This is a genomic window from Micromonospora carbonacea (assembly GCF_014205165.1).
Classification (GTDB): domain Bacteria; phylum Actinomycetota; class Actinomycetes; order Mycobacteriales; family Micromonosporaceae; genus Micromonospora; species Micromonospora carbonacea.
The window spans coordinates 4,115,179-4,128,040 of record NZ_JACHMZ010000001.1 but is presented as its reverse complement, the minus strand read 5'-3'; the positions used below and the strand labels follow the sequence as shown (position 1 = coordinate 4,128,040).

The window sequence follows — 12,862 nt, the reverse complement described above, 5'->3', positions numbered from 1 at the left end:
ATTCTATATTCTGCGGAAAGGACCTGGACATGGACAGCGGAGTGATCGACGGCGCCCGGCGGGGCGCGACCCTGGCGGCACTGGAAGACGGCACCTACGACCTCCTGATCGTCGGCGGCGGAATCACCGGCACCGGGGCTGCCCTCGACGCGGCGTCCCGAGGGCTGCGTGTGGCCCTGGTCGAGGCCGGTGACCTCGGTGGCGGCACCTCCAGCCGGTCCAGCCGGCTGCTGCACGGCGGCGTGCGCTACCTGGAACAGCTCGAGTTCGGGCTGGTCCGCGAGGCGCTGCGGGAACGGGGACTGCTCGGCGGCCGGCTCGCCCCGCACCTGGTCCGCCGGCTGCCGTTCGTGCTGCCCCTGACCCACCGGATGTGGGAACGCGCCTACATCGGCGCCGGCCTCAGCCTCTACGACGGCATGGGACAACTCCCGGCCGGCAGAGCCGACCGCGTCTTCCGGATCCACCGGCACCTCAGCCGGCGTGGCCTCGCCCGGGCCATGCCCGCCCTGCGGGCCGAGATCACCTACGGCGCCCTGGAGTACGACGACGGCCAGGTCGACGACGCCCGGCTCACCCTCGCCGTCGCCCGCACCGCAGCCCGGGAGGGCGCGGTCATCGCCACCCGGCTGCGCGCCGTCGGCTACCACCGCGACCCGGACCGGGTCCGGGTCACCGTGCGCGACGAGCTGACCGGCGTGGAGAGCACCGTCCAGGCCCGGCAGGTGCTCGCCGCCTCCGGCGTCTGGACCGACGAGGTGCAGCGCCTCGTCGGCCGCGAGGTGCTGCGGGTACGCGCCTCCAAGGGCGTGCATCTGGTGGTGCCCCGGTCGGCGCTGCGGGTCGACCGGGCGGTGATCACCCGCACCGAGCGCAGCGTGCTGTTCGTCATCCCGGTCGGCTCGACCGTGCTGGTCGGCACCACCGACACGCCGTACTCGGGTGATCCGCGGGACGTGGCCGCCGACGGCGACGACATCACGTTCCTGCTGCACCAGGTCAACCGGTGGCTGCGCCGCCCACTGGAGCGGGCCGACGTGGTCGGTGTCTACGCCGGCCTCCGCCCCCTGGCGGACCGGGCCGGCACCGCCGACACCGCCAGGCTCAGCCGGGAACACGTGGTGGCGAAGATCGACGACCGGTGCCTGGCCATCGCCGGCGGCAAGCTCACCACCTATCGGGTGATGGCCCGCGACGCGGTCGACGTGGTGGTGCAACGGCTCGGCGGCGGTTACCCGCCCTCCTGCACCGACCGGCTGCCCCTGATCGGCGCCGACGGGTTCCAGGCCCTGTGGAACCGCCGTGGCCTCCTCGCCCGCGAGCACGGGCTGACCGTCGACACCGTCGAGGACCTGCTCCGCCGGCACGGAGCCGCCGTCACCGACGTGCTGGCCGCAGCCGGCGAGACGGGCCTGCGGCCGGTCGCCGGAGCCGGTGGACTGCTCCGGGCCGAGGTCACGCATGCCGTACGGCACGAGGGCGCGCTCGCCGTCGAGGACGTGCTGCTGCGCCGCAGCCACGCCGGCCTGGAAACGGCCGACGGGGCCGCCGACGCGGCCGGCGAGGTGGCCGCCCTGATGGCCGACGCGCTGGGGCGCGACCACCACTGGACCGACCAGGAGGCGGCCCGCTACCGCCAGGTGACCGGCGTCAACCGGTTCGCGCTGGCCGGGTTGGTGGCCTGATGGCCGTCCTCGCCATCGACGCCGGCACCACCGGGGTCACCGCGGTCGTCGTCGACCCGGACGGCACCGCCCTGGCCCGGGGCCACCGGGAGTTTCCGCAACGCTTCCCCCGGCCCGGTCGGGTGGAGCACGACCCGGACCGCATCTGGGACGCGGTCCGGGCGGCCTGTGCCGAGGCGCTCGCCGCCAGCCCGACCCCGCCGAGCTGCGTCGGGATCACCAACCAGCGGGAGACGGTTGTCCTGTGGGACCGACGGACCCTGGCCGCACCCCGGCCGGCGATCGTGTGGCAGGACCGCCGTTCGGCGGCACTGTGCGAGCGGCTCCGCGCCGAGGGCCACGAACCGCTGGTCACTGCGCGGACCGGGCTGCGGCTCGACCCGTACTTCTCCGCCACCAAGCTCGCCTGGCTGGCCGCCGAGGAGCCGGCGACCTGGGCCGACGTCCGCGCCGGCCGGACCCTGATCGGCACCGTCGACAGCTACCTCGCCGCCCGGCTCACCGGCGGCCGGCTGCACGTCACCGACCCGTCGAACGCCTCGCGCACCCTGCTGTTCGGCCTGGCCGAGGGCGACTGGTCGGCGGAGCTGTGCGCGTTGTTCGACGTGCCCCGGGCCGCTCTTCCGGAGATCGTCGCCACCAACGCGGTGGTCGGGCGGACCGATCCGGACGCGTTCCTCGGGCTGGACATTCCGGTGGCGGCGCTCGTCGGTGACCAGCAGTCCGCCCTGTTCGGGCAGGCATGCTTCACCGTCGGCAGGTCCAAGTGTACCTACGGCACCGGGTCCTTCGTGCTGGTCAACACCGGCACGGAGATCGCCCGCCCGGCCGCCGGGTTGGTCGCCACGGTGGGCTGGCAGCTCGACGGCCGACCCACCACGTACGCCCTGGAAGGGGCGATCTTCGTGACCGGGGCGGCCGTGCAGTGGCTCCGCGACGGGCTCGGCATGATCCCGGCAGCGGCGCAGGTCGAACCGCTGGCCGCCGCCGTGCCCGACTCGGGTGGAGTCGTGTTCGTGCCGGCCCTGACCGGTCTCGGCACGCCCGACTGGGACCCGCACGCCCGCGGGGCGGTGTTCGGGCTCACCCGCGGCACCACCCGGGCCCACCTCGCCCGGGCCACCCTGGATGCGATCGCCTTCCAGGTGCGGGACGTTACCGACGCGATGGCCCGATGCGCCGGGCGGCCGCTGATCGGGCTCACCGTCGACGGCGGGGCCGCCGTCAACGACCTGCTCTGCCAGTTGCAGGCCGACCAGCTCGGCGTGCCGGTGCGCCGGCCCACCAGCACCGACGCCACCGCGCTCGGCGCGGCCTACCTGGCCGGCCTGGCCACCGGCGTGTGGGACAGCACCGACGAGATCACCGAGCGGTGGCACCTGGACCGGGAGTTCACCCCCGGAGCGGGAGCCGGCGCCGGCGTCGACGACCGCGACGGGGCGCACCGGCGCTGGCGGCGGGCCGTGGCCGCAGCCAGGGCGTGGTCGGCGTGACCGGTGCCCTCGGCGGCCTGCTGGTGGCCGACTTCAGCCGGGTGCTGGCCGGTCCGTACGCCACCATGCTCCTGGCCGACCTCGGCGCGGACGTGGTCAAGGTGGAGCGGCCCGGCAGCGGCGACGACACGCGGTCCTGGGGACCGCCGTACGACGTCGACGGCACTGCCACCTACTACCTGGCGGTCAACCGCAACAAGCGGTCGATCACGCTGGACCTGACCGACCCGGCCGACCTGGCCGTGGCCCGGGAACTCGCGTGCCGGGCCGACGTGGTCGTGGAGAACTTCCGCCCCGGCACGATGGCCCGCCACGGCCTCGGCTACGCCGACATCGCCGAGACCAACCCACGGGTGATCTACTGCTCGGTCACCGGCTTCGGCTCCGGCGCGGGTGCCGACCGCCCCGGATACGACCTGCTCGTGCAGGCCGTCGGCGGGCTGATGAGCATCACCGGAATCCCGCCGGGCGAGCCGGTCAAGACCGGGGTCGCTGTAGTCGACGTGATCACCGGGCTGCATGCCACGATCGGCGTCCTGGCCGCGCTGCGCCACCGGGAGGCCACCGGCGAGGGGCAGCACGTCGAGCTCAGCCTGCTCTCCTCACTGCTGTCGGCCCTGGTCAACCAGGCATCCGGGTACGTCTCGGCGGGCGTGGTCCCGGGCCCGCTGGGCAACGCGCACCCGAGCGTGGTGCCATACCAGGTGCTGCCCACCGCCGACCGGCCGCTGGCCGTGGCGGTCGGCACCGACGCGCAGTTCGCCGCGCTCTGCGCGGTGCTCGACCTTCCGGCCGTCGCCGCAGACCCCCGCTATCTGCGCAACGCCGACCGGGTACGGCACCGCGAGACGCTGACCGCCACCCTGACCGAACGGACGCTGACGCGCCCCGCCCACGAGCTGGCCGCCGCCCTCGGCGCGGTCGGCGTGCCGTCCGGGCCGGTCAACGACCTGGCCGGGGCCTTCGACCTGGCCACCGAGCTGGGCCTCGCCCCCGTGGTGGAGATCGACGGGCCGGGGCGGGCCCGGCCGGCACGGCAGGTGGCCAATCCGATCACCCTGTCCCACACGCCGGCCGCCTACCGTCGCCCGCCGCCCCGGCTCGGCGAACACACCGACGCCGTACTCGACTGGCTCGCCGCGCCGCCGCCGGCCGCCCCTGCGGCGGGAGCCGCACCGCAGACCGAACCGTCCTCCCAGGAGAGCAACTGATGACCGACCCCATGGAACTCTTCGCGATCGACAGCCTCTTCACCGACGAGGAACGCGACATCCGGGACACCGTGCGCCGGTTCACCGCCGACCGGATCAGGCCGTCCATCGCGCAGTGGTACGCCGCCGGCGACCTGCCCGCCCGGGAACTGGCCCGGGAGTGCGGCCGGCTCGGCCTGCTCGGCATGCACCTGGAGGGCTACGGCTGCGCCGGTGCCGGTGCGGTCGCCTACGGGCTGGCCTGCTTCGAACTGGAGTCGGCCGACTCCGGCGTACGCAGTCTGGTGTCGGTGCAGGGCTCGTTGGCCATGTACGCCATCCGGACCTTCGGCAGCGAGGAGCAGCGCCGGCGGTGGCTGCCGGCGATGGCCGCCGGTGAGGCGGTCGGCTGCTTCGGGCTGACCGAGCCGGACGCCGGTTCCGACCCGGGTGCGATGCGCACCTGGGCCCGCCGCGACGGGGGCGACTGGATCCTCAACGGCGAGAAGATGTGGATCACCAACGCGGCGATCGCCGACGTGGCGGTGGTGTGGGCCCGCACCGACGCGGGCATCTGCGGCTTCGTCGTGCCGATGGACACCCCCGGGGTGAGCACGCTGCCGGTCGGGCACAAGCTGTCGCTGCGGGCCTCGGTGACCTCGGCCCTGGTGCTGCAGGACGTCCGGCTGCCAGGCGACGCCCTCCTGCCCGAGGCGACGAGCCTGCGCGCACCGCTGAAGTGCCTCAACGAGGCCCGGCTCGGCATCGTCTTCGGCTCGCTCGGCGCCGGGTACGACTGCCTGCGCGCCGCCATCGACTACGCCGGCAGCCGGGAGGCGTTCGGGCGTCCGATCGCCGGCTTCCAGCTCACCCAGGAGAAGCTGACCGAGATGACCCGTGGGCTGGTCAACGGCCTGCTCCTGGCCGTACACGTGGGGCGGCTCCGGGAGGCGGGGAAGGCGACCCCGGCCCAGGTCAGCCTCGCCAAGCTGAACAGCTGCGAGACCGCGATCGGCATCGCCCGCACCGCCCGGACGATCCTCGGCGCCAACGGCGTGACGCTGGAGTACCCGGTGCTGCGGCACGCCAACAACCTGGAGGCGGTGCTCACCTATGAGGGCACCAGCGAGGTACACAAGCTGGTCGTCGGCCAGGCTCTGACCGGGCAGGCCGCGTTCCGCTGACCACGGTCGGCGGCGATGGCCGCCAGCCAGTCACGGTCCGGGCCGCTCGACCGGCTGCTGCGTCGCACCGCGCTCCAGCACGCGGTCGTCGACCACCTCAAGGCCGGCCGCCACTGGCCCCGGTGGGCCCGGGGACGGCCGGCAACTTCTCCGTCCTTGCCGGAGCCGAACCGACCAATGCCGGCCCGAGCTTCCTCGCCCAGAGTCTCGGCAGGTTCCCAGGAACCACCGCGTCGGGCTTCGGAACAGCGACCATCGGTGGTGAGGTCCATCTCCCGCCGTCACCCTCGACACCAACGTCATCAGCGCACCGGCGTGCGCAGCGCCTTCCGGCCGGCCCGCCCGGACCAACCGGCCCGCCCGGACCATCTGGCGCGCCGGGTAGTCCGGGTGCTCCGGGTAGCCCAGGTGGACCGGGCGGAAAGATGTTGCCGGTCACCGGCGGTGACGTGGTCCCTGTCCTGACAGGGGTTGGCAGTGCCTGGTGGCCTTGGGCGGGGAGCGATGGGGCCGCGCCTCTGGTTCGCCCGCCACCTTCCGGTGCAATCCGCCCTCGCCCCGGGCGCGGCGCGATCCCTGGGCTGCTCGACGTGGACTGACGGTCCGCGCAGCGGGGTGGGCGAGCCGGCGTGGCGCCGGGCGGTCAGGGTGACCGGGTCAGCCTCGCCGGCAGCGGCTTGCTGTGCAGGATGACCAGTTCCGCGACGGCCCGGGTCAGCGCGACGTAGAGGCGGTTCATGCCGCGTGGTTCGGCGGTGACGATCTCGGCCGGCTCCACCAGCACCACCCGGTCGTACTCCAGGCCCTTGACCTGGCTGACCGGGACGGCGTCGAGGGCGGCGGCGAGGTGGTCGGGGGCGATGACCGTGCCCGTCTCGCGGGCGACTGCCTCTGCCAGGTCGTCGACCCGGCGGATCTCCAGGCTGCCGCCGGGCCGGAAGGACCGGGTGGGCGCGATCCCGGGCGCGAGGGCGCGGGCGGCGAAGTCGGCGATGACCTGCGGCACCCGGTAGCCGGTGGGCAGGTCGAGCGTCCTGGCCCCGCGCTTGCCCAGCCGCCGTACCAGCTCCGGCCAGGAGTCGGCGGCCAGCGGGTGGGTCGCCTGGCCGAGGTCGCCCACGATGGTCATCGAGGCGTGCGCGGCGCGGCGGGCGATCATCCGGCACTCCATCGGCGACAGGTCCTGCGCCTCGTCGAGGATGACGTGCAGGTACACGTCGTCGACGGGCTCCTCGGTCTCGGTCACCGGCAACGGCTCGGCCAGCACCGGCACGTAGCCCTCCTCACCGTACGGGTCGAAGCCGTCGACCCAGCTCACCACCTGGTGGCCCTCGCGCAGGACGATCGCGGCGGCCCAGCGTTGCGCGGCCCAGTAGCCGTTGTGGTCGATGGACTGGCCGGACGACGCCATCGGCGCGGCGAGGCCGGGCGCGAAGAGCTGCCAGCCGTCGTTGAGGCTCCAGCTCAGCACGAAGGTCTCCGCGAGGCGGACACCGCTGTGCAGCTCACGGAGCTGCCACTCGGGTCTGGCCCGGGTCGGCTCCGGCGGCCGGCCCAGGATCTCGGCCAGCTCGTCGAGCAGCGGGACGTCGTCCACCGACCACTGCCCGTCCTGGGCGGGAAGGACGTCCTGCGGGGTCATTGGCGGCCACCACGCGTTCAGGAAGGTGTCCGGCACCTCCCTGCCGCCCAGCAGCTCCGAGAGCACCTTGGCAGCCTCCGCCCGGGCGCCGTTGACGGTGACGCCCGTGGCCTCGCATCTGCGCCGGATCTCGACGCGGGCCTTCGCCAGGTCGTCGGCGGTGAGGGTGCGCAGGTGGTCCGGCGCGCTCGGCGGGGTGTCCCAGGCCAGGTCGGCCAGCACCCGCACCATCTTCAGGTCGCCCTTGGACCGGGCCACGGCGGCCGGGTCCCGCCGGGTGGCGACGACGCCGTCGAACAGCTCACCGATCGCGCGCAGGTGGACGCTGTCCTCGCCGAGCCCGGGCAGCACCCTCCCGATGTACTCCGTGAACACCGTCGACGGGCCGACCACCAGCACCCGCCCGTCGGTGAACCTGCCCCGGTCGGTGTAGAGCAGGTAGGCCGCGCGGTGCAGGGCCACCTGGGTCTTGCCGGTGCCCGGGCCGCCGGTGATCAGGGTGACGCCGTGCGCGGGAGCGCGGATCGCCTCGTCCTGCTCGCGTTGAATCGTCGAGACGATGTCGCGCATGTGTTCGCCGCGCGCCCGGGTCAGCGACGTGAGCAGGGCTCCCTCGCCGACCACGCCGTCGATGTCCTTCGTGGAGAGGACCTCGTCGTCGAGGTCGACCACCCGGGGGCCCTCGCAGGTGATGATGCGGCGGCGATCCACGCCGAGCGGCTCGCCCGGGGTAGCGCGGTAGAACGGTGCGGCGGCGGGCGCGCGCCAGTCCACCACGAGCGGCTCCCGGTCCTCGTCGCGCACGCCGAGGCGGCCGATGCGGTAGGTGTAACCGTCGTCGAAGTCCAGCCGACCGAAGACGATGCCCTCCTCCTGGCCGTCCAGTTCCGACAACCTGGCGGCGGCGCGCAGGACCATGGCGTCCCGCTCGACCAGTCCGGTGACCGGCCCGGAGCCGGCCCGGCTGTGTCCCTCCGCGTTCAGCTGTCTCGTCTGCTCGCGCATGACCTCAAGGCGCGCGTACACCCGGTCGACCACCTGCTGTTCGACGGCGATCTGGTGTGCTGCTTCGGACACGGTGCCCCCGATCCCTGGTGCTTCTCGCCGCGCGGTGCCGGCGTGCCCCCTCGGTGCGTGTCTCCTCGGAGGTGTTGCGGCTTGCGCGCCCGAACCGGCGCGTGCGGCCGGCGCGGACTGGTCGAGACTATGCGTCGGCCAGGGACGGAAGATCGGTATCCAGGACGATTCGGGCGGCTTGACCGACCCATATGATGGAGATGGCACAGGGCGGGACCTGCCCGGTTCGCGCGGACGGCGGCGACGCCCGCCGGTGCTCCGGGGAGGCACGCCGGCGCATGCCCGTCCCCGGAGCTCGGCGTCGTCAGGCGACGGTGCAGGACGCGCCGTTGAGGGCGAACGAGGTCGGCTTGGCGGCGTTGCCGCTGTGGGTGACCTGGAAGCCGATGTCGATCGATCCGTTGGCGGGGATGGCTGCGTTGTAGGCGAGGTTCCTGGCCGTCACCTGCCCGGAGGTGGGGGAGTAGGTGGCGTTCCAGCCGGAGGTGATGGCCTGTCCGGCGGGCAGACCGAACGCCAGGGACCAGCCGTTGACGGCGCTGACGCCGGTGTTGGTGATGGTGAGGTTGGCGGTCAGCCCGGTGTTCCAGGCGTTGACGGTGACGGTCACGCGGCAGGCGCCGGAGGCCGGCGGCGTGGTGGGCGGCGGCGTGGTGGGCGGCGGGGTCGTGGGGGGCGGGGTGGTGGGGGTCGTGGTGGGGGTGGGCGTCACGGTGGGGCTGGGCGTGCTGGTCAGGCCGAAGAAGGCGATGGCGGCCGCGGCCATGCCGCCGGCGGGCAGGCTGTGCCCGGCGCCCTGGATGCTGTACGCCTCGACCTGCACGGTGCCGCTGCCGTCGGCGTACCGGCGGCGGTTCCAGCCGGCCTGCGGGGTGTCGGTGGACGTGGGGGTCTGGCTGAGGCCGAACACGTTGGTCCACTGCTCGATCGACTCCTGGAGCAGGCTGTACGGCACGAGCGTGTCGGCGGTGCCGTGCCACACCTGCACGCGCGGGCGTGGGCCGGAGTAGCCGGGGTAGGCCTGCTGGCGGACCGCGTCGCCCCACTGCTGCGGGGTGCGGTTCATGTTGCCGCCGGTGCACTGGCTGCTGCCGGGCGGGTAGTCCGCCGCGCCGGCGAAGCAGTTGTAGGGCACCCCCATGAACGCGGCCCCGGCCTTGAACACCTCGGGGTAGACGGCCAGCATGTGGTTGGTCATCATGCCGCCGGACGAGCTGCCGGTGGCGTAGACCCGCTCGGGGTCGGCGTTGTACTGCTGCTGCGCGTAGCGGACCATCGAGACGAGCGACACGGGGTCGCTGCCGCCGTCGTGGCGCTTGGCGGCGTCCGACCAGGTGTCGAAGCAGTTGCCGAAGCCGGCCTGCTGGGTCGCGGTCGGGTAGATCACGATGAACCCGTACCGGTCGGCGAGGGGTGCGAACTCGCTGCCGGAATAGAAGGCCGGGCCCGAGCCGCCGCAGCCATGCATGGCGATCACCGTCGCCGGCCGGGCCGGGCGGTTGTCCGGCACGTAGATGTGCATGCGCATCCGGCCCGGGTTGTTGCCGAAGCTGGTCACCTCGACCAGCGACGCCGCGTACGCGGGCTGGAACGACGGGGCCACCAGGCCGGCCGCCACCAGGGTCGTGGCCAGGCCGAGCAGCAGTTTCCTTCTGATTCTCACGGGACGACTCCTTCGGTCACCTGTGCAGGCTGAAGTCGGGCCACGCGCGGTCCGGTCGGGGTATGCCCGGCCCCGCGGGATCGCGTGTCGCCCCTTGCGTGTGCTCCGTCCGCCCGCCCGGCTCCGTAGGGCATCGCGTAGCACTTAGTGTTCCCCCGGGTCCCACAAGTGTCAATCGATGCACCTCGATCACGTTGGGTCGTCGGTCGGGCCGGTCCGGGGCGGGCGCGCCACGGCGCGCCGGGTCGCCGGAGATCCGTCTACAGTCGTTGTTCCGTCCCCGAGTTCGAGCCCGGAGCGCCTGTGGCAAGCCCGTTCAGCATCGAGGAGATCTATCCGGACGACGAGCACCCGCTGCGGCTGCCCCGGAGGCAGTCCGGCAACTCGCCCCAGGGCGTCGCGGTGACCCTGCTGGCGGACTACACGCTGCGGACCCGGGCCGCGCTCCCGTCCGCCGCCATCGTCGCGTTGCTCGCCGAGGCCGGGGTGTCCACGGCCGGTGCCCGGACCGCGATCAGCCGGCTGGCCCGCCGGGGCGTGCTGGAGGGCAGCCGCCAGGGCCGGCGCAGCGCCTACCGGCTCAGCCGCGCCGCCGCCGCCAGCCTCGCGGCCGGGGGGAGCTGGATCGTGGCGTCCACCGCCACGGCGGTGCCGTGGGACGGGTGCTGGACGATCGTCGCCTTCTCCCTGCCGCAGGAGCGCAGCGCGCAGCGGCGGGCCCTGCGCGGTCGGCTCCGCTGGCTCGGCTACGCGCCCCTGTACGACGGCCTGTGGATCTCGCCGCACGAGCTGACGCCCAAGGCGCGGGCGCAGCTCGCCGAGCTCACCCCCGGTGCCGTCACGGTGTTCCGGGGCCGGCAGGCCGCCCTCGACGCGATCAGCCACCGCGCCCCCGTCGACGCCTGGGACGTGGACGCGATCAGCCGGCACTACGAGGCGTTCCTACGCCGGTGGACGCCGCTGCTGCCCCGGGTGCGCTCCGGACGGCTCGACGGCCCGGTGGCGGTGCGGGCACGCACCGAGGTGATGGACACCTACCGGCGCTTTCCCACCCTCGATCCGCAGCTGCCGCTGGACCTCCTGCCGCAGGGGTGGCCGAGGCAGCGGGCCCGGGAGTTGTTCGCGGCCGTCTACGACGGCCTCGCCGAGCCCGCCGAGCGGCACGTCCGGGCCGTGGTCGCGCGGTTCGCCGACGGCGCGCAGCCCGGCGTCGCGGCCCACACCACCGCCGATCTCCTCGCCGGCGTGTGCGGCGCCGCCGCGCCCGTGTCCTGACCTCCCCGCCCGCCGGTGGGACGCGCCGGGCCGCCGGCCGCCGACCGGCCCCGGCGCAACGATCAGGAATCGAGAAGCACGGCCACGCCGTCGGGCCTAGCCTTTTGCCAGGTGACCGGCACTCCGCCGGCCCTGAACGGTGCAAGGGAGCCCCGCATGTCCGCCAGCGAGTCCACGACCGGGTCCGACGGCTTCACCCCCGAGGAGCGGGCCGCGATGAAGGAGCGCGCCGCCGAGCTGCGCGCCGAGGGCAGGAAGGGCGCCAAGAGGGCCGACGGGATCCAGGCGGTCCTCGACCGGATCGCGCAGATGGCGCCGGAGGACCGCGCGCTCGCCGAGCGGGTGCACGTGGCGGTGACCGCCGCCGCCCCGCAGCTGTCGGCCAAGACCTGGTACGGGATGCCCGCCTACGCCGACGCGAACGGCAAGATCGTCGTCTTCTTCCAGGACTCGGGCAAGTTCAACTACCGCTACTCGACCCTCGGTTTCCAGGATGCGGCCAACCTCGACGACGGCGACCTGTGGCCGGTGGCGTACGCGCTGCGGGCGTGGAGCCCCGCCGTCGAGCGGAAGGTCGTCGAGCTGGTCAGGGCCGCTGTCTCCTGACCGGGGCCGGACGGCCGTGGTCGATCGTGAGCGTGGCCAGCAGCCCCGGGTGGTCGGTCGCGTCGCGCATGCTCACCGACCGGCCGGCGTCGACGGTGACGCCCGGGGTGGCGACGATCTGCTGCACCGCGCCGTCGTCGACGCGGGGACGGTCCGGCGGCACGCACGACCGCAGGTCGGGTGAGCCGCCGACGCGGAGGTTGAGGTCGCCGCCCAGCACCGTCGGCGCGTACCCGGCGCGGCCGAGCACCGCCGGCACGACCGTGTCGAACAGGTGGCCGCACTGCGCCAGCGCCGTGCCGGCGCTGAACGCCGCCAGGTGCGTGGTGCAGGCGTTGACGACGTCGGGGACGTGGACGCAGAGCCAGGCCCGCAGCTCCGGGTCCGCGGGGTCCTGCACCGGGTAGGTCCCGCTGTGCACCAGGTGCCTCTGGTCGGGCGTGGGGAGCCGCACCAGCAGGCCGATGCCGTACGGCTGGCCGTCGCGGCACCGGGTGACGCCGCCGCTCGGACGGTCGTCGGCGGCCCTGAACTCCGCCACCACCGGGCCGCCGCGGTGGACCCGCCCGAACACCCGCCCGAGTGCGGGCACGTCGCCCTGGCAGATCTCGTTCAGGGTCACCACCTGCGGGGCCTCGGCCCGGATCACCTCGGCGGCCCGGGGCACCGCCCGGCCGGTGTAGCAGCCGGCCCGGCCGCTGTTGCAGAGGTTGAGCTGGAGAACCCGCAGCGTCGTGGTCGTGGCGGGGGACGCCGACGGCACGGCGGGCACCGAGGCGGCGCCGGCCAGGAGCACGGCCGCCAGGGCCCGGCGCAGGGCGCGCCGTCGACGACCGACCACGACCGGATCCTACTGCCCCCGGCGGCCGGCGGTGGCCGGCTCGGTGGCCGGCTCGGCGGCCTGCGCCCCACGGCGTCGGCGCGAACCGGTGCGATTCGGCAGGACTTGACGAACGACCTTGTTATCGTTCACAGTCGATGTCGAGGATGCCGGCGTCGATGGCCCACCGGGCGGGCCTGCCGGTCGCACCTCGGGATCGCGGCTTC

9 protein-coding genes are annotated in these 12,862 nt (G+C 74.1%); 6 read left to right on the top strand and 3 right to left on the bottom strand.

The window, feature by feature from the left end; all coding sequences use genetic code 11:
- Positions 1–29: 29 nt before the first annotated feature.
- From HDA31_RS17525 to HDA31_RS17510, 4 genes are read left to right on the top strand one after another with little or no spacing between them, the layout of a single operon-like run.
- On the top strand, positions 30–1,685 hold the full coding sequence (locus HDA31_RS17525) for a glycerol-3-phosphate dehydrogenase/oxidase (protein ID WP_178064360.1): 1,656 nt from the start codon (positions 30–32) through the stop codon (positions 1,683–1,685).
- On the top strand, positions 1,685–3,178 hold the full coding sequence (locus tag HDA31_RS17520; RefSeq protein ID WP_178064361.1) for an FGGY family carbohydrate kinase: 1,494 nt from the start codon (positions 1,685–1,687) through the stop codon (positions 3,176–3,178). Before HDA31_RS17525 ends, HDA31_RS17520 begins: the two co-directional genes overlap by 1 nt.
- Complete coding sequence (locus HDA31_RS17515) at positions 3,175–4,389, top strand: CaiB/BaiF CoA transferase family protein (RefSeq protein ID WP_219825034.1); 1,215 nt, start codon at positions 3,175–3,177, stop codon at positions 4,387–4,389. The genes HDA31_RS17520 and HDA31_RS17515 overlap by 4 nt, the downstream gene beginning before the upstream one ends.
- Complete coding sequence (locus HDA31_RS17510; RefSeq protein ID WP_178064363.1) at positions 4,389–5,552, top strand: acyl-CoA dehydrogenase family protein; 1,164 nt, start codon at positions 4,389–4,391, stop codon at positions 5,550–5,552. The genes HDA31_RS17515 and HDA31_RS17510 overlap by 1 nt, the downstream gene beginning before the upstream one ends.
- 643 nt (positions 5,553–6,195) lie before the next feature.
- Here HDA31_RS17510 and HDA31_RS17505 read toward each other — a convergent pair.
- Positions 6,196–8,271, bottom strand: a complete 2,076-nt coding sequence (locus HDA31_RS17505) for a HelD family protein (RefSeq protein WP_178064364.1) — start codon at positions 8,269–8,271, stop codon at positions 6,196–6,198.
- A gap of 304 nt (positions 8,272–8,575) precedes the next feature.
- Complete coding sequence (locus HDA31_RS17500) at positions 8,576–9,934, bottom strand: extracellular catalytic domain type 1 short-chain-length polyhydroxyalkanoate depolymerase (protein WP_178064365.1); 1,359 nt, start codon at positions 9,932–9,934, stop codon at positions 8,576–8,578.
- A gap of 303 nt (positions 9,935–10,237) precedes the next feature.
- On the opposite strand from HDA31_RS17500, the gene HDA31_RS17495 reads away from it, so the two are divergent.
- On the top strand, positions 10,238–11,209 hold the full coding sequence (locus HDA31_RS17495; protein ID WP_178064366.1) for a PaaX family transcriptional regulator: 972 nt from the start codon (positions 10,238–10,240) through the stop codon (positions 11,207–11,209).
- Positions 11,210–11,365: 156 nt separating this feature from the next.
- Complete coding sequence (locus HDA31_RS17490; RefSeq protein ID WP_178064367.1) at positions 11,366–11,815, top strand: iron chaperone; 450 nt, start codon at positions 11,366–11,368, stop codon at positions 11,813–11,815.
- Here the strand turns inward: HDA31_RS17490 and HDA31_RS17485 are convergent.
- On the bottom strand, positions 11,796–12,656 hold the full coding sequence (locus HDA31_RS17485) for an endonuclease/exonuclease/phosphatase family protein (RefSeq protein ID WP_178064368.1): 861 nt from the start codon (positions 12,654–12,656) through the stop codon (positions 11,796–11,798). The genes HDA31_RS17490 and HDA31_RS17485 overlap by 20 nt on opposite strands.
- Positions 12,657–12,862 lie beyond the last annotated feature (206 nt).